The sequence below is a fragment of the Streptosporangium sp. CA-115845 genome (genome assembly GCF_050943795.1).
Taxonomy (GTDB): domain Bacteria; phylum Actinomycetota; class Actinomycetes; order Streptosporangiales; family Streptosporangiaceae; genus Streptosporangium.
The window spans coordinates 2,346,161-2,363,678 of the sequence record NZ_CP191988.1 but is presented as its reverse complement, the minus strand read 5'-3'; the positions used below and the strand labels follow the sequence as shown (position 1 = coordinate 2,363,678).

Below are 17,518 nucleotides of genomic sequence, written 5' to 3'. Positions count from 1 at the left end.
CAGTCTTACATGATCGCCACAGCCTTGCAAGGCCTTTGGCGGAGGTTCACCGAGAGGACGAAACCTTCGCGAGAGTGGGCCTTGCGCCCTTGGAGTGAAGGTGTAACACTGACCACCCGGAACTAACTGAAAGGTTTCTTTCCAGAAAGCGACCTTTCCTGAGGCCCGTCCAACTGGGCAAATATGCGCGGAGTGGGCCTTTTGCGTACCAATTTCCAGCGCGATTGTGCGAGTTACCGGACCCGCGGCCGAAAAAGGAGCCCTGCGTGTTCCAGTCAGAGACCGTTCCAACCGACCGGCCGGCGACGGAGTACCCCCTGTCACCCGGCCAGCAGCGGCTCTGGTTTCTGCACCGGCTCGACCCGGGCGACTCGACCTACAACACATCCTATGTTTACAGGTTGAAAGGTCGCCTTGACAGGGCCGCTCTGGAGGCCGCGTTCACCGCCGCGGCCACCCGGCACGAGAGCCTGCGGACCAGGTTCCGCGAAGTGGACGGGAAGCCCCTGGCGATCGTCGACCCGCCCTCGCCGGTACCGGTCGAGCGGCTGGCGGCCCGGGACGCGCGGGAGGCCACCGCCCTGGTCGCCGCGCTCACCAACACGGCCTTCGACCTGTCCGCGGCGCCGCCGTTCCGGGTCTCGCTGATCGAACTCGGCCCCGAGGAGCACGTGCTCTGCGTCGTCCTGCACCACATCAACGGCGACGGCTGGTCGCTGAACGTGCTCCGCTCCGAGGTCGCCGTCCACTACGGCAGCCGGGGCGGCGCGGCGCTGCCCGAGCTTCCCCTGCAGTACGGCGAGTACGCGCGCGACCTGAGCCCCGCGGACTCCGAGCTCCGCTGGTGGACCGAGCGGCTCGCCGGGGTGCCCGTCCTGGAGCTCCCGACCGACCGGCCGCGCCCCGCCCGGCGGACCGGCGAGGGCGCCGAGGTCGGCTTCCGGATCGAGGCCGGCGTGGCCGCCTCGATCGGCGCCCTCGCCCGGCGTGCCCGATGCACGCCGTTCATGGTGCTGCTGGCGGCCTACCAGGTCCTGCTCCACCGGCACACCGGCCAGCGCGACTTCTGCGTGGGCACCCCCTCGGCCGGTCGCGGCAGCACCGAACTGGAGACCATGATCGGTTTCCTCTCGACCACGCTGGCCCTCCGCTGCGACCTGTCCGGCGACCCCACCTTCGACGACCTGCTCAGGCGCACCCGCAGGATGGTGCTGGACGGGCTCTCGCGGCAGGAGGTCCACTTCGAGCGCCTGGTGGCGGACCTCGACATGGAACGTGATCTCAGCCGCACGCCGCTGTTCCAGACCATGTTCGCCTTCCACACCCACGGCGAGTGGGCCGAACCCCTGCCCGGCCTCGCCGCCACGCCCTTCCCCAGCGGCTGGTCCCGTGCCCGGCTCGACCTGTCCATGGACCTCTCCCCCGGCGACGACGGCCACCTGTACGGCACCGTCATCTACAGCACCGAGCTGTTCGACCGCGAGAGCGTGGAACGGCTGGTCGCCCGCTTCCAGGAACTGCTCGCGACCGTGGTGACCGACCCCGGCTCGCCGGTGAGCTCACTGCGGATGCTGCCGGACGCCGAGCTCGCCCTGCTGGAGGAGTGGAACGACACCGGGACCGAACCGCCCGAGATCACCCTGGTCGACCTGCTGCTCGAACAGGCCGCGGCGACCCCGGGCGTGATCGCGGTACGGGCCGCGCCCGCCGGCACCGCGCCGGCGGGCGGATCCGGAGCGGAGGAACTCACGTACGCGGAACTGGCCGGGCGGGCGGCGGAGCTCGCCGGGCGGCTGGGCGCGGCGGGGATCGGGCGCGGCTCGCTGGTCGCGGTCCGGATGGAGCGCGGCGCCGACATGCTCGTCGCCCTGCTGGGCGTGGCGATGAGCGGCGCGGCCTACCTTCCCGTCGACCCCGACTACCCCGAGGCCCGCGTCGCGTACGTGATCGAGGACTCCGCGGCGGCGCTGGTCCTGACCGGCCTCGACGACCTTCCCCCGGCGACCGCGGCCCCCGCCGTGACCCCTGCCGTGACCAAGCGGCCACGCCCCGGCGACACCGCGTACGTGCTCTACACCTCCGGGTCCACCGGGCGGCCGAAGGGAGTGGTGGTGCCCCACCGGGCGCTGACCAACTTCCTGCTGGCGATGCGCGAGCTGCTGCGCTCCGCACCCCGGGACGTGTGGCTGGCGCTGACCTCGCTGTCGTTCGACATCTCCGCCCTGGAGCTCTACCTGCCGCTGGTGACCGGTGGCCGGGTGGTCGTCGCCGACGCGGAGACGGCCCGTGACGGCGCGCGGCTCGCGCGCCTGATCAGGGACGAGGGCGTGACCCACGTACAGGCCACCCCCTCGGGCTGGCGGGTCCTGCTCACCGGGGACCTGCCGCGCGTGGTGGGCCTGACCGGCGGTGAGCCGCTCGCGCCCCGGCTCGCCCGCGAGCTCCGCCCGCACCTCGACCGGCTCGTCAACGTCTACGGCCCGACCGAGACCACCGTCTGGTCCACGGCCTGGGACGTCCCGGAGAACCCCGGCGAGATCGTCATCGGCCGCCCGATCGCCAACACCGTCGTCCACGTCACCGACCCCGCCGGCGGACCGTGCCCGATCGGGGTGGCCGGAGAGCTGCTCATCGGCGGCGCGGGGGTGGCCACCGGCTATCTGGGCCGCCCGGCCCTGACCGCGGAGCGCTTCGTCCCCGGCCCCGGCGGCTCGCGGCACTACCGGACGGGAGATCGCGTCCGCCTCCGCAACGACGGCACCCTGGAGTTCCTCGGCCGTACCGACAACCAGGTCAAGCTACGGGGTCACCGCATCGAGCTCGGCGAGATCGAGGCGGTGCTCGACACCCACCCCGGTGTGCGGCAGGCGGTCGTCGCGGTGCGCGGGGACCGGCTGGTGGCCTTCGCGGTACCCGCCGCGCCACCGCCCGCGCGGCCAGGACCGGACGGCCACCCGGACCGCCACGGAACGCTCGACGGTCTCGGGGAGCACGCCGCACGCGAGCTGCCCGGCTACATGGTGCCCAGCGTGTTCGTCGAGGTGGAGGCGTTGCCGCTGACCCCCAACGGGAAGGTCGACCGCAACGCGCTTCCCGAGGTGGACGGGACGCCCGCCCGGGACGCGACCGCCCCCCGCACCCCCGCCGAGCGGATGGTCGCCCGGGTTTTCGCCGAGGTGCTCGGGACGGCGGAGGTCGGGGCGCACGACGACTTCTTCACCCTGGGCGGGCACTCGCTGCTGGCCACCATGGTCACCTCACGGCTGGCGGCGCTGTCCGGAACGGAGGTTCCCGTCCGCGAGGTGTTCACCCGGCCGACGGTCGCCGGGCTGGCGGAACTGCTGCCCGACCCCGGCGTCCAGATCTCGGGAGCGGGGTCCGGCTTCGGCGTCCTGGCCCGCGAGGGCGACGGACCGCGCCCGAGGCCCGAGGGAACCGCCCCGCCGCTCTCCTTCGGCCAGGAGCGGCTCTGGTTCCTCAACCGGCTCGACCGAGACGACGCGTCGTACAACATGTGCCTGGTCAGGCGACTGCGCGGGCCACTGGACCGGGACGCCCTGGCCCGCGCCCTGGCGGGCACGGCCGCCCGCCACGAGAGCCTGCGCACCCGCTTCCCCGAGGTGGACGGCGCGCCGGTCGTGGTCATCGACCCACCGGGTCCCGTGGCCCTCGACGAGATGAGCGCCGCAGCGGAGGCCGAGGCACTGGAGCTGGTCTCGGCTCTGACCAACGCGCCCTTCGAGCTGGGTGCCGAACCGCCTCTGCGCGTCGCACTGATCCGGATCGCCGAGGACGACCACGTCCTGTGCGTCGTGCTCCACCACATCCTCGGCGACGGCTGGTCGCTCAACCTCGTCTTCGACGAGGTGTCACGCCTGTACTCCGGCGACACCGCCCTGCCCCCGGTCCCGCTCCAGTTCGGCGACATCGCCCGCTGGCAGCGTGAGCGCGACCTCGGCGGCCTGCTCGGCTACTGGCGGGACAGACTCGCCGGCCCCACCCCGCTGGACCTGCCGGTCGACCGGCCGCGCACCGCCGGGACCGCCAGGCGCGGTGAGGTGGTCACCGTCCGGCTGGCGGAGACCGAGGCCGCCGCCCTGGCCTGGCTGGGCAGGGAGCACGGTGCCACCATGTTCATGGTCCTGCTCGCCGCCTACCAGGTTCTCCTGTCCCGGCACAGCGGCCGGAGCGACATCCTCGTCGGTACGGCCACCGCCGGCCGGGACCGGGTCGAGCTCGAACCGGTCGTCGGCTATCTCAGCGACACCCTGGTCATGCGCGGCGACCTGTCTGCCGACCCCACCTTCTCGGACCTGCTCCGCGAGACCAGGACCGGTGTCCTGGACGCCTTCTCCCACCGTGGCGTGCCGTTCGAGGAGCTGGTGCGGGCCCTGGAGGTCGAGCGCGACCTCACCCGCACACCGCTGTTCCAGACCATGCTCATCCTGCACACGCAGGACTCCGGGCAGGCCCGAGACGCCTTCGCCGGGCTGACCGCCACGGCGTTCGAGCACGGCATGCGGCAGGCCAAGCTGGAGCTGATGCTGGAGGCGTGGCAGGACGAGCACGAGCTCATGCTCACCTTCGGCTACGACGCCGAACTCTTCGACCGGGCCACGGTCGAGGCCATGGCCGCGCGGTTCCGCCTGCTGCTCACCGCGCTGCCCGGCGCGTCCGGCGACCGCGTCTCGGAGCTGCCGCTGCGCACCGGGGACGACGACGCCCTGCTCCTGCGCCTCTCCCGTGGCCCGGTACGGCCCACCGCCGCCCTGGTGCCCGGCCTGTTCGCGGCGACCGTACGCGACACGCCGGGCGCGGTCGCGATCGGATGCGGGGACGCCACGCTCACCTACGCCGGGCTGGACGCCCGCGCCGACGAGCTGGCCGCGCTCCTGCGGGGGCACGGCGTCGCCGGGGGCGACGTGGTCGGCGTCTGCCTGGACAGGTCACCCGACGCCGTCGCGGCCCTGCTCGCGGTCTGGCTGGCGGGGGCGGCCTATCTGCCGCTCGACCCGGACCACCCCGCCGAGCGGCTCGCCTTCATGCTGGACGACAGCGCCACCCGCCTCGTCCTCACCTCGGCGGCCCTGCGCGACCGGCTGCCCTCCACCACCCCGGTCGTCCAGGTGGACGACCTGCCTCCCGTTCCGGAGACCGGCCGGCCCGCCGATCCGGCGGCGCCGGACGGCGGGGCCGCCTACGTGATCTACACCTCCGGGTCCACCGGAACACCGAAGGGCGTCGTGGTCTCGCATCGCAACCTGGCCGCCCGCGTCGCGTGGATGCGCGAGGCGTACGGGCTGGGTCCGGGCGACCGGCTGGTCCAGTTCGCCTCGCTGAGCTTCGACACCCACGCCGAGGAGATCTACCCGGCACTGGCCGCCGGAGCCCGGCTGGAGCTGCTGCCCGAGGGCGGCGTCACCCTGCCCGACCACCTCGACCAGGTCACCGTGCTCGACCTGCCCACGGCCTACTGGCACGCGCTGGTCGACGACATCGACGAGATCCCCTGGCCGCCGACCCTGCGTCTGGTCATCCTCGGCGGCGAGCAGGTACACGAGGCGGCCGTGGCCCGCTGGCGCGAGCGTTTCGGCGACCGGGTGCGGCTGGTCAACACCTACGGCCCGACCGAGGCGACGATCATCGCCACCGCCGCCGAGCTGGACGACTCCTCGGGACGGCCGCCCATCGGCGTCCCGATCGCCGACACCTCGGTCCTGCTGCTGGACGGCACCGGCCAGGAGGTCCCGCCGGGAGCCCCCGGTGAACTCTGCGTCGGCGGGGCCGGGGTGGCCACCGGCTACCTCGCCAGGCCGGCCCTCACCGCCGAGCGCTTCCCCGTCCTACGTGGAGAACGGATCTACCGGACCGGCGACCTGGCGCGCTGGCGGTCCGACGGGCGGCTGGAGTTCCTCGGCCGCCTCGACGACCAGGTCAAGGTCCGCGGCTTCCGGATCGAGCCCGGCGAGATCGAGGCATGGCTGCTGACCCACCCCGGTGTCGGCCAGGCCGCGGTGGCGGTGCGCCGGGAGACCCTGGTCGGCTACGTCGTCGGCACGGCCACCGGCGAGGAACTGGCCGGATACCTGGCCGGGGCGCTGCCCGCCCACATGGTCCCCACGCTCTGGGTGAACCTCACGACCCTGCCGCTGACCGGGAACGGCAAACTCGACCGGGCCGCGCTGCCCGCCCCCGAGGCCGGCCCCCGGACGAGAACCGCCCCGCGTGGCGACGCCGAGGAGCTGGTGGCCGAGATCTTCGGCGAGGTGCTGGGGATCGAGGAGGTCGGCGCCTTCGACGACTTCTTCGCGCTGGGCGGCCACTCGCTGCTGGCCACCCGCGCCGTCGCCAGGCTCCGCGCCGCCGTCGAGGTGGACGTGCCGATCCGCACCCTGTTCGTGCGGAGCACCGTGGCCGACCTCGCGGCGGCGGTGGAGGAACTGCTCGTCGCCGAACTGTCCGAACTGTCCGACGAGGAGGCCGCGCGCCTCATGGAGACCGGGAGCTGAGTTGGACTACCACGTCGTGGTCAACCACGAGGAGCAGTACTCGATCTGGCCGGACGGCCGGGACCTGCCGGACGGCTGGCGGCACGAGGGCGCCCGCGGTACCAGGGAGGACTGCCTCGCCCACATCGACCGCGTCTGGACCGACCTGCGCCCGCTCAGCGCGAGGAGGTCCTGAAGATGTCCGACCGAATGGTCAGGGAACGGCTGGCGGCGATGGTGGCCTCGGCGTCCGACGGCGCGGTCACGGCCGGGGAGGCACTGACCGCCACGGTCCCGTTGTCCGCGCTGGGGGTCACCTCCCTGGCGCAGATGCGGCTGATCGACGCGGTGGAGACCGAGTTCGGGGTGGAGATCGATCTGTCGGGCGACGGGCTCGACCTGCTGGACGACCTGGACGCGCTGGAGCGCCACATCGACGAGGCACGGCGCTCGCGCTCCTGACCTCCGACTCCTACGACAGGGGGAGCACATGGACATCCGGTTCTCGGGGAGCCGATCGGGGACGGCACCGCTGACCTGGGGGCAGCGCGCCATCTGGGACACGATCCGAAGGACGGCGCCGGACGACCACTACTTCAACTTCGGCCGGGTGCTCGCCGTGCCCCGGCGGGCCGGACCGCTCACCGTGGCGCGGGCCGCCGAGGTGCTGCGCGCGCTGGTGGAACGGCACGAGTCGCTGCGCACCAGGCTGGGCGAGCCCCCGTACGGAACCGCGGACGGCGGCACGCGACCGTACCCTCGGCTCCCCGCGAAGGCTCACGGGTACGGAGACGGCGGCGGCACGGAGCCGTGGCAGGTGCTGGAGACCACCGGGGCCGTCCCGGTCACCGTCTCCGAGGGCGACCCCGAGCGGCTGCGGGACGCGCTGGCACAGACCGCCTTCGATTACCGGAACGAGTGGCCGCTGCGGATCGGGCTCGTCGTCGAGCGCGGCGAGGTCACCCACATCGTGCTCGTCTTCTGCCATCTGGCCGCCGACGGCCTCGGGGCCGAGGTGGCGGTCACGGACCTGCGGCTGCTCCTGCTGCGCGGCTCCCTGCCGGGCCCGCCCCCGCCCTCACCGCTGGATCTGGCCCGCTGGCAGGGCTCCGAGCGAGGTCTGAAGGTCGCGAGGATCGCCGCCGAGCACTGGGAGGGCGAGTACCGGCGCATCCCGCCGACCATGTTCGACCGGCGCGAGGACGCACCCGCGGATCCGCCGATCTGGCGGGCGCGACTCGTCTCGCGGGCGATGGACCTGGCGGTGCGGCGGATCGCCGCCGTGCGCGGCACGAGCACCTCGACGGTCCTGCTGGCCGCCGCGTCCGTACTGGCCGGAAAGGTGGGCGGCCACGACGTGTGCGCGTTGCTGCCGATCGTGGGCAACCGCTTCCGCGGCGACACGGCCGGCGCCGTCACCACGCTCTCCCAGGAGGGCCTGTTCGTGCTGGACCTGCGCCGGGGCGACTTCACCGAACTGCTGCGCGCGGCCAAGCCCGCCGCGCTGCGCGCCTACCGATCCGCCTATCACGACCCCGCCGAGCGGGACCGGATCACCGAGCGGATCAGCCGGGAGCGGGGCACGCCGATCCACCCGTACTGCTGTTTCAACGACATGCGCTTCGCCGACCAGGTGGACGCCTCCCCCGACGAGCGGACCGTGCGGGACGCGCTGGCGGAGACGACCCTCGGCTGGCCGCTCAGCCAGGAGAGGCTCAACTGCCGGTTCTGCCTGCACGTGACCGGCGAGCCCGGCGGGCTGGGCGTCTCGCTCACCGCCGACACCCGCCACCTGTCCCGCCCCGCGATGGAACGCTATCTCCTCGATCTGGAGTCCCTGCTGGTCGAGGCCGCGTTCCGTGAGGTACTGGAGCCGGTCGGTTGACCTCCCGCTTGGCGCCGAGGCCCGCCGGAGGTGCCCGATGACGGCCCACACCCACCCCGGCCGGCGCCCACCGCCCGGCCTCCTGCCCGGAACCGGAGCCCGATGACGGTCCACGCCTACGCCGAGTCGACGTCCTGCGTTCAGGGCGGCTCACTCCGCTTCCACCTCGCCCGCGCCTCCCGGGCCCCGCTGCGCGGCTCGGTGCTGATCGAGGACGTGGCCACGGACCTGGCGGTGCTCGAAGGGGAGTTCACCGGCCCGTCCTGGACGCTCGACGTCTCCGCCGGCTGGCCCAGCTCGCTCTACCGCGCGATCTTCACCGCCGACGAGGGTGTCTGCGAGGTCTACTTCGTCGTACGGGCCGCCAGGGCCGGCTCGCCGATCCTGCTGTCGATCCCGTTCCCGACCTGGCAGGCGTACAACCGGGCGGGCATTCCCGGCGAGTCCATCTACTGGACCGAGCAGGCCACCCGGGCCTCGCGCGTCTCCTTCGACCGGCCGGGCGGCGGGCCGCCGCCCGAGCGCTGGGAGGAGGGCATGATCCGCTGGCTGGGTCCCGCCGGATACGACGTCGACTACTGCTCCGCCCTGGACCTGCACTCCGGGCGCGAACTGCTGGCCGGCTACCGGCTGCTGATGATCAACGGGCACGACGAGTACTGGTCGGCGGGGATGCGCGACAGCGTCGAGGAGTTCATCCGCCGGGGTGGCAACATGGCCGTCTTCTCCGGCAACACCTGCTGGTGGCAGTTCCGGCTGGAGGACGAGGGGCGCACCATGGTCTGCTACCGCGACGCGGTCGCCGACCCGATGGCCGCGATGGATCCCGGCCTCACCACGGTCGAGTGGTCGAGCGCGCCGGTGAACCGCCCGGAGAACGGCCTGACCGGGGTGAGCTTCCGGCGCGGCGCCGGGACGTGGGGCCCGTACATGCGGCTCATGCACGAGGAGTCCTACACCGTCCGCTTCCCCGAACACTGGGTGTTCGAGGGCACCAAGCTGGGCGAGGGCGACACGTTCGGCAAGGGCGCCATCGGCTACGAGACGGACGCCTGCGACTTCGTCGAGGAGGACGGCGTGCCGGTGGCCACCGGACGCGACGGCACCCCGCCGTCCTTCGTCATCCTCGCCACCGCTGACCTGCGCCACTGGCACCGGTACGGCCAGGGCGGTATGGCGACGATGGGCGTCTTCGGCCTCGGCGCCGGGACGGTCTTCACCGCCTCCACCGTGAACTGGGGCAACACCCTGCACGACCCGGTCGTGGACCGGATCACCCGCAACGTGCTGGACCGGCTCTCGGTGCGCGCGGACGGCTGGGAGACCATCGGCGCCGCGGACGAGATCCGGGCGCTGACCGTGTTCGACTCCCTGCTGTACGGTGCCACCTCCGGCGGCTCGCTGCTCACCCGCGAGGTCTCGGGCCAGAACCTGCGCTGGCGTCCCGCGGGCACCGCCCCCGCCCTCGTCGCCCTCGCCACCCCCAGGGAGGCCACCGCCGTCCACCCGATCGGCCTGTACGGTCTCACCGCCGACGACCGGCTCGTCTACCGTGACCCCGAGCGCGGCTGGATCACTCTCGCCGACGGGCCCGGTGGCGGGATCGGCCTGGGCATGGTGAACGGCGAGCTGTTCGCCGCCGCCGCGGACGGCCTGTGGCTGCTCGACCCGGAGACCTCGGCCTGGAGCCTGGTCGAGGCCGGTTCCGGCGCCGTGGCCCTGACCGCGATGAACGGCCGGCTGTACGTGGCGGACGCGGACGGCAGGATCCGCACGCGGCTGCCGGTGGCGACCCCGGCCGGCTGGACCGACCTGTGCGACGCGGGCGGCTGCACCGTGCTGACCGGGCACGCGGGCACCCTGATCGGCACCGCCCGCGACCGCGCCCTGCTCCGCCGCGCGCACCTCCTGGAGCCGACCCTCACGCCGTGACCGTCTCCCCTTGTCCGGGACGGCCTCCGGGGCAGACCTGGGGGACCGCGCCTCGAACAGGCCCACGCCGAGTACACCGTCCCCACGAAGGGCTTTGACGTCACCGGCCCGCTCCGAACGGCTCAGCCGTTCATGCCCGGCCTGAAATTCTGCCGTCGCCCGCGGACACGTAGGAGGTGAAAGCCCTCAGTGTTCGAAAGGTCTGACGAGGATGACGCGTGAGTGAACACGACGACCGGTCCCGGTTCGAGGAGGTGTACCGGCGAACCCATGAGCGGATCCTCGGATACGCCGTGCGGCGGTGTTCCTCTCCCGAGGACGCCGCCGACGTTGTGGCCGAGACCTATGTGATCGCCTGGCGGCGGATAGCCGAGTTCCCCGACGGTGAGGCCGGCAAGCTGTGGCTGTACGGGGTGGCTCGGCGGGTCCTGGCCAACCATCGCCGGAGCGAGCGGCGCAGGCTCACCCGGCACACCGAACTCACCGCCGAGATCGAACGCCTCTACACCGCCCCCTCCCAGCACGGTGAGCAGGACGGTGTGGATGAGGCCATGGGCATGCTTTCCGATAGCGATCGTGAGCTGCTGGCCCTGACCCTCTGGGAGGGGCTCGACCCCGGCGAGATCGCCACGGTGCTGGACTGCTCCCGCAACGCCGCCCGTATTCGCCTGCATCGGGCCCGCAGGCGCTTCGCCAAGGCTCTGGAGAAGACCCGCCCCTCGGCCGCTCGGTTCGTGTCCCGGCCGCTCATCGAGAAGGAGTCACGGTGAACAACGACGAGATCTTCAAAAACCGGGCGCGGGTGCTGGATGAGGACCTGGCCGGCCGGGCGTCCACCGCAGGAGCGGACGCGCTGCTGGCGGAGATCGTCCTGCTGGAACAACCCCCGGCCCGGCGGCGGTTCATGACCTTTCCTGGCCGCGCTCTGCTCGGCCTGGCCGCGGCCTCCGTCGCGGTAGCGGTTGTCGCCCCCACGATGCTCTCCGACAGCACGATCTCCGTCGTGTCTCAACCCGACACGTCGGTGTCCGCGACGGCCGAGCCGACCGCCAGGCAGATCCTGCTCGCCGCCGCCGCCGCCATGGAGCGGACCCGTGCGGACGGCGACTATTGGCGTATCGCGACGATCCACCAGTCGATGGTGATCGACCCCACCCGCAGCTACGTGATCGAGACCAGGAGGTCTGGAGAACAATGGCTGACGGAGCGGCCGGATCTGCAGAGTTGGCGCATCGGCCAGGATCTCGGTGCCAGGCCCGCGACCGCGCAGGATGAGGCGACCTGGCGGGCCGTGGGCGCGCCCAGCAGCTGGCGATACCCCGAGGACTGGCGAGACCCGAAGAACAAGTGGGAGCAACAGTTCGGCATCGGGCCGCTGGAGGCCGCGCCAGGCGAGCGGACCGCCGAGCGGCTTCACGGCCGTTGGAAGGGCTCGGCCGGTGACCTGACGACGGAGCTGATCACCTGGAAGGAGGTGCGCACGATCCCCGGCGAGCCTGAGAAGCTCAGGACCTACCTGGAAGAGCGCATCACCCGGCAGCTGACGGGGGCTCATTACGCCGAGACAGACGTGGAGAAGGTGATGGGGCGGCATCTTCGGGCAGCCTGCATGCGGATCATCAGTAGCCTGCCGGTGTCCCCCGAGGCTCGTGCGTCCGCGTATCGGATTCTCGCGTCTCTTCCCGGTATACAGGCCGAGGGGAAGGTCACAGATCCGCTGGGCAGGCACGGGCAGGCGCTCGGCTATCGGATGGAGGATGACGAGGAGCCGGGTCTGGTCACCGACATCCGTTTCGTGGTCGATTCCCGCACCGGCCTGCCTCTCGCCGAGGTATGGACGATCGCGGGCAGGCTCGCGAACGGACGGCCGGTGGAGATCCGCCACTCCACCTCGTACCAGGCGATCGGCTGGACCGACGAACGACCGAAACTGCCCGCGCAGCGGAACTGAGCCGTTCACCGATCCGTGCGAGACCGGCAGAGCGATCGGTGGCGCGTCCCCTTCTTAGTGATCACCCGCCGCCGACGCTCGCGGGGTCGGGCGGCGGGCAAATGAGTGGGACGGGCCGGCGAGCCGGTACCGGTAGGTTCCGGGGTTGACGAACACCCGGGCAGGCACCGGTTTCCGGTCCGATGTTCCTTCCTGCGGACACTCTCAGGTCTGTACACCTAACGACAGGGGATGCTGATGCCGAGCATGCGCGCTCCGGTCTCCGTGCGCGGGCGGTGGGTGCTGCCCGGGGCGAACACCACGTAGCTGCCCGGCCCGAGCCGATGACCCCTGTCGATGAACTCGCCGGACACGACGTAGTAGCGCTCCTCCCCGTCGTGCACGTCGACCTCCGGCCATTCACTGCCCGGTGCGAAGTCGTAGACCCAGCCACGAGCCGACTCGGTGGTGGGCAGCCGCCGCCGGAAGATACCGGAGGCGACCTCGACGGGTTCAACCTCATCGACATTCAGAATCTGTACATCGTCGTGTGCTTCGGTCATGAGCCCATCGTGGCCGGACACGGTCAGGCCGCCCAGTGTCCCGAATGACATTCTCAGGTACTTTCCTGCCATGACCGTTCATCGCGTCGTCGCCCTGGTCCTGCCGCCGCAGTCCACCTTCGAACTCGCATGCGCCGCCGAGGTCTTCGGCGTGCGCCGTCCCGGCCTGCCCGTCCGCTACGAGTTCGAGGTCTGCGCCGAGTACCCGGGCCGGATGCCCACCCTGGCCGGGTACGACATGGCGGTGACCGCGGGCCTGACAGCGCTCGACGCCGCGGACACGGTCGTGATCCCCGGCTGGCAACGACCGGATACGCCCGCCTCACCCGCCGTCGTGCGCGCGCTGCGGCTGACCCATCGGCGCGGGGCCCGGATCGTCGCGATCTGCTCCGGAACCTTCCTGCTGGCCCAAGCCGGTCTGCTCAGCCACCGCCGGGCCACCACGCACTGGCGAATGGCCGCCGAGTTGGCGGCGCGCTTCCCCGACCTCCAGGTCGACCCCGACACCCTGTACATCGACCACGGCGACGTCGCCACCAGCGCCGGCACAGCCGCCGGTATCGACCTGTGCCTGCATCTGGTCCGTGCCGACCAGGGCGCCGCCTACGCCGCGCAGGTCGCCCGGCACATGGTCATGCCGCCACACCGTGAAGGCGGGCAGCTTCAGTACGCCGCGCCCCCTCCCGCCGACCACCCGCCCGGCTCCCTGGCCCCCATGCTCGACTGGGTGACCGAACGACTCCACGAGCCCCTTTCAGCAAATGATCTTGCCTCCCGGGCCGGGGTCTCCACTCGCACCCTCGCCCGCCGGTTCGCCGAACAGCTCGGCGTCAGTCCCGGCCAGTGGCTGCTCGGCCAGCGGATCGCGGCCGCCCGAGCCCTGCTGGAGGAGACCGACCTGCCCGTCGAGGCGATCGCCGTCAGGGTCGGCCTCTCCTCGGCCACCAACCTCCGCAGGCGTTTCCACCGCGCCCTGCGCACCACCCCCACCGCCTACCGGCGCGCCTTCCGCCGCGGTGAGCCCTCCTCCCCGTGATACGGACCCGCCGGAGCGGGTCGACGCCGTACTCGCCGACCAGCACGGTCCGGTGACCGCGGAGCAGCGCCGCCCGACCGGCCGTACGAGGGTCAGACGGAGACCGGACCGTAGAGGGCGGCCGGGGTGCCGGTGGTCATGGCCCAGTAGCGGTCGCCGTAGGACCAGTGCCACCACTCGGTGGGATAGTTGACCAGGCCGACCGCCTCCAGGGCCGCGCCGAGGATCTCGCGGTGGTACCGGGCCTCGGCCGACAGGCCGGGGGCCTCGGTGTAGCAGGCGCCGCCGCTCTGCTCGGGGGTGGCGTTGAGCGGGGTGCCCATGTCGAGCTCGGTCCCGTCCTCGGCGGACAGGGTCAGATCGACCGCCGCTCCCGCGGTGTGCGGGGCGATCTCGACGGGCGAGACGTAGCGACTCGCCGCACTCCGGAGCTCCGCAGGCGACATTTCTGGAAATGTCGCCCGCAACTCCGCCGAGTAGTCATCGAAGATCTTTTTCTGGGCCGCCAGTGGCCGGTAGCCCTCCACGACCAGCAGCCGGTATCCCCCGGGAAGCTGTGCCTGCGCCTTCTCCAGCCGGTCCAGCAGCCCGAGCCGCAGGTGGGCGAAGGCCCCCTCGGCGTCGGCGAGCCGCCCGTCCGTCTCCAACCGCCCCCGCACGTCGATCAAGGGCTCACCGGACTCCTCGACGGGGATCGAGGCGACTCGGGCGTCGGAGATCAGCACGATGTCACGCATGACGGCAATTCTTCACCAAATACCTGCCGGTTGGAGACCCAGTCCTCCAGAAGGGGTCACGGGCCGGTCGGCGGATCGCCGGCTTCGGCCTCCCCGGCAGAGCGGCGCTCCGGAACTTCGCCGGCCGTCGTCGTCCGGTGCCGTCGTCCGGTGCCGTCGTCCGGTAAGGAACCCGCGAGGATCGAGAACGGATCGGCCGCCGGCGTCCTCCGGGCGGAGGAACGTCAGACGGTAACGTCAGACAGTGTCGGAGAACACCTGCTCCCGAGCCTGCTGCAGCGCCGAGACCAGCGCGCCGCGCAGCACGGGGTTGCCCCTGACCCGCGAGACCACGACCCTGGGCTGGCTCGGGCAGACCCGGGCCACGGCATCCTGCACCCTGGCGGCGAGCGCGTCCCCGCCCGCCCTGCCGACGTCGCCGCTGAGCACGATCAGCCCGGGGTCAAGGACCACGGCGACCGCGGCGACGCCGACCGCCAGCCGCCCGGCCAACTCGTCCAGAAAGGCCTCGGCACCCTCCGCGACGGCCGTACGGACCCGCTCCCCCACCGGAGTCGCGTCGGCGGCGGAACCGATGCCGTAGGCGCTCGCCAGCCCGGCCACGGCGTCGCCGCCGACCAGGCGCTGGAACGAGCCCGACTGGGGTTCGCTCACGTCGGTGGGGAGCGGCTCGCCCGGGACGGGAAGCCAGCCGATCTCACCGGCGCCGCCGGTGAAACCGCGGTGCAGCCGCCCGCCCAGCATGACGCCGAGCCCCTGGCCGACCCCGGCCCAGACGAGCACGAAGTCGTCGACGCCCAGCGCCGCGCCGTGCGCGCGCTCGGCCAGCGCGGCCAGGTTCACGTCGTTCTCGATCGTCACCGGGACGCCGAGGTCGCGACGGAGCTCGGCGAGCACGCCGTTGTGCCAGGAGGGCAGGTCGAAGGAGAACCGCACGTCGCCGGTGCCGGGGTCGACGACGCCCCGGGTGCCGATCACGAAGGCGCGGAGCCGGTCCGCGCCGATGCCCGCGGCCCTGCACGCCTGGCCGACCGCACCGCGCACCAGCCGTACCGGGTCGTCGTGCCCGCTGGGGTCGGCCGAGACCTCGGCGACGAGTGTGCCGGTGATGTCGGCGATCCCGGCGCTGATCCGGTCGGGGAGCACGTCAAGCCCGACCACGTACGCGCAGGAGGGCACCACCCCGTAGAGCGCGGCGTTGGGGCCGCGCCCGCCGGCCTGCTCGCCGACCACCGCGACAAGGTCTCGCTCCTGGAGCCTGGCGAGCAGCTGACCCGCGGTCACCTTGGAGAGCCCGGTGTATTCTCCCAGTTCAGCCCGGGTTAGCGGGCCACTGGACAGCAGGAGCTCCAGCGCCGCGCGGTCGTTGAGCTGGCGCAGCAGCCGGGGAGTCCCCGGGCGTGTGGACAAGGCCGTCCTCCCGTCACGATCCGCTAACGATCGTTTCTTTTAAGAAAGTTTCTTGTTAGTTTAACCCTAGCCAGCCCGCAGGCAAGTGATCGGAACCGCGGGTTGTGACAGCTCCCAGTGAGTGCAACGGGTCGCGGGGGCCCCGGCCATAACAGATGAGTGCAAACTCCGGCGAAAGCCTGAAAGGGAGAACTCCAGTGAAGTTCGCGAGAATCGCCACCACGACGGCCACCACGGCCGCCCTCGCCCTGGGTCTCGCCGCGTGTGGCAGCAGTGAGCCCGCCACCCCGGCCGCCGGCTCCGACGCGTCGGCACCCGCCGCGTCCGGACCCAAGTTCGCAGGTCAGACCCTGACCGTCTGGCGCCTCGGCGCTCCGGACGAGAAGCAGGACAAGCTCATGGGCGACCTGAACGCCAAGTTCAAGGAGACCACCGGCGCCGAGGTCAAGCTCCAGTGGGTGCCGTGGCCCGACGCGCAGGCCAAGTGGACCGCCGCGCTCGCCGGCGGCGAGGGCCCCGACGTCACCGAGTTCGGCAACGACCAGGTCGCCGCCTGGGTGGCGCAGGACGCGCTGACCGACATCACCGACATCGTCAAGGCCGCCCCCGACTTCCAGCAGATCCCGCAGAACCTGTGGGGCTACGAGACGGTGGACGGCAAGATCTACGCCGCCCCGTGGGGTGGCGGCACCCGCGCCGTCCTCTACCGCAAGGACTGGTTCGAGGACCTGAAGATCGAGGTGCCCAAGACCTGGGAGGAGCTCGTCGAGGCGGGCAAGAAGATCGTCGCCAAGAAGGGCAAGGACGTCGACGGCTTCGCCTTCAACGGCGGCTCCGACGCCAACATGTCGCTCTCCCCGTTCGTCTGGTCGGCCGGCGGCGACTTCGCCGCGTTCGAGGGCGGCAAGTGGGTCGGCAAGCTGACCGAGCCCGGGTTCAAGGAGGGCTTCCAGTACTACACCGACCTGGTGACCAAGCACGGCGTCTCGCGCAAGTCCGCGCTGACCCAGAACTCGGTGGACATCGCGACCCGCTTCGCCAACGGCAAGGTCGGCATGTACGTGACCGGCGGCTGGGACATCACCACGATCAAGGAGCAGAGCGGCGGCAAGATCGACGATGCGAAGATGTCCTTCTTCTCGCTCCCGGCCAAGGACGGCAGCGGCCCGGCCCCGGCCTTCCAGGGCGGCAACGACATCGCCATCTGGAAGGACACCAAGAACCTCGAACTGTCCGCCGAGTACGTCAAGCTGGCCGCCGGCAAGGAGTTCGGCACCCGCTACGCCAAGGAGGGTGGCCTGCTGCCGCTCTACCCGGAGGCTCTGACCGAGTACGCGTCCGACCCGGTGCAGGCGCCGTTCGCCGAGACCTTCAAGGTCGCCAAGGGCTTCCCGAACGACACCAACTGGGCCGAGGCCAACGACACCAAGGCGGTCCTGCAGAGCGCGGCCCGCTCGGTCATCGAGGGTAAGAAGGACGTCGACACCGCGCTGACCGACGCCAACAAGGAACTCGAAGAGATCCTGAACCAGTAGTC

Annotated in this window: 12 protein-coding genes; 9 read left to right on the top strand and 3 right to left on the bottom strand. The window is 71.8% G+C overall.

Annotated features, from left to right (window positions below; translation table 11 throughout):
* Window positions 1-266 precede the first annotated feature (266 nt).
* From ACQP0P_RS12990 to ACQP0P_RS12960, 7 genes are all read left to right on the top strand, one after another.
* On the top strand, window positions 267-6,509 hold the full coding sequence (locus tag ACQP0P_RS12990; protein WP_433375422.1) for an amino acid adenylation domain-containing protein: 6,243 nt from the start codon (window positions 267-269) through the stop codon (window positions 6,507-6,509).
* Between the two features lies 1 nt (window position 6,510).
* Complete coding sequence (locus ACQP0P_RS12985) at window positions 6,511-6,684, top strand: MbtH family protein (RefSeq protein ID WP_350913117.1); 174 nt, start codon at window positions 6,511-6,513, stop codon at window positions 6,682-6,684.
* A 2-nt stretch (window positions 6,685-6,686) separates the two neighbouring features.
* Window positions 6,687-6,950 carry an acyl carrier protein gene (locus ACQP0P_RS12980; RefSeq protein ID WP_433375418.1) on the top strand — a complete coding sequence of 88 codons (264 nt, stop codon included), beginning with the start codon at window positions 6,687-6,689 and terminating at the stop codon, window positions 6,948-6,950.
* Between the two features lie 28 nt (window positions 6,951-6,978).
* Complete coding sequence (locus tag ACQP0P_RS12975) at window positions 6,979-8,373, top strand: hypothetical protein (protein WP_433375415.1); 1,395 nt, start codon at window positions 6,979-6,981, stop codon at window positions 8,371-8,373.
* 102 nt (window positions 8,374-8,475) lie between these two features.
* The gene (locus ACQP0P_RS12970; protein WP_433375412.1) at window positions 8,476-10,305 is read left to right on the top strand and encodes a N,N-dimethylformamidase beta subunit family domain-containing protein; all 1,830 of its coding nucleotides are present in this window, start codon (window positions 8,476-8,478) and stop codon (window positions 10,303-10,305) included.
* Window positions 10,306-10,523: 218 nt separating this feature from the next.
* The gene (locus ACQP0P_RS12965) at window positions 10,524-11,075 is read left to right on the top strand and encodes an RNA polymerase sigma factor (protein WP_433375409.1); all 552 of its coding nucleotides are present in this window, start codon (window positions 10,524-10,526) and stop codon (window positions 11,073-11,075) included.
* Complete coding sequence (locus ACQP0P_RS12960; protein WP_433375406.1) at window positions 11,072-12,256, top strand: CU044_5270 family protein; 1,185 nt, start codon at window positions 11,072-11,074, stop codon at window positions 12,254-12,256. Before ACQP0P_RS12965 ends, ACQP0P_RS12960 begins: the two co-directional genes overlap by 4 nt.
* Before the next feature lie 218 nt (window positions 12,257-12,474).
* Here ACQP0P_RS12960 and ACQP0P_RS12955 read toward each other — a convergent pair whose 3' ends face one another.
* Window positions 12,475-12,798: a cupin domain-containing protein gene (locus ACQP0P_RS12955; RefSeq protein ID WP_433375399.1), complete on the bottom strand. Its 324-nt coding sequence runs from the start codon at window positions 12,796-12,798 to the stop codon at window positions 12,475-12,477.
* Window positions 12,799-12,868: 70 nt separating this feature from the next.
* Between ACQP0P_RS12955 and ACQP0P_RS12950 the strand changes: the two genes are divergently transcribed.
* Window positions 12,869-13,834, top strand: coding sequence for a helix-turn-helix domain-containing protein (locus ACQP0P_RS12950; RefSeq protein ID WP_433375396.1), 966 nt, complete (start codon window positions 12,869-12,871; stop codon window positions 13,832-13,834).
* Window positions 13,835-13,926: 92 nt separating this feature from the next.
* On the opposite strand, the gene ACQP0P_RS12945 is transcribed toward ACQP0P_RS12950, so the two are convergent.
* On the bottom strand, window positions 13,927-14,571 hold the full coding sequence (locus ACQP0P_RS12945; RefSeq protein WP_433375393.1) for a M15 family metallopeptidase: 645 nt from the start codon (window positions 14,569-14,571) through the stop codon (window positions 13,927-13,929).
* 237 nt (window positions 14,572-14,808) lie between these two features.
* On the bottom strand, window positions 14,809-15,981 hold the full coding sequence (locus ACQP0P_RS12940; RefSeq protein WP_433375390.1) for an ROK family transcriptional regulator: 1,173 nt from the start codon (window positions 15,979-15,981) through the stop codon (window positions 14,809-14,811).
* 197 nt (window positions 15,982-16,178) lie between these two features.
* On the opposite strand from ACQP0P_RS12940, the gene ACQP0P_RS12935 reads away from it, so the two are divergent.
* A complete protein-coding gene (locus tag ACQP0P_RS12935) occupies window positions 16,179-17,516 on the top strand; it encodes a sugar ABC transporter substrate-binding protein (RefSeq protein WP_433375387.1) in 1,338 nt (445 codons plus the stop codon).
* Window positions 17,517-17,518 lie beyond the last annotated feature (2 nt).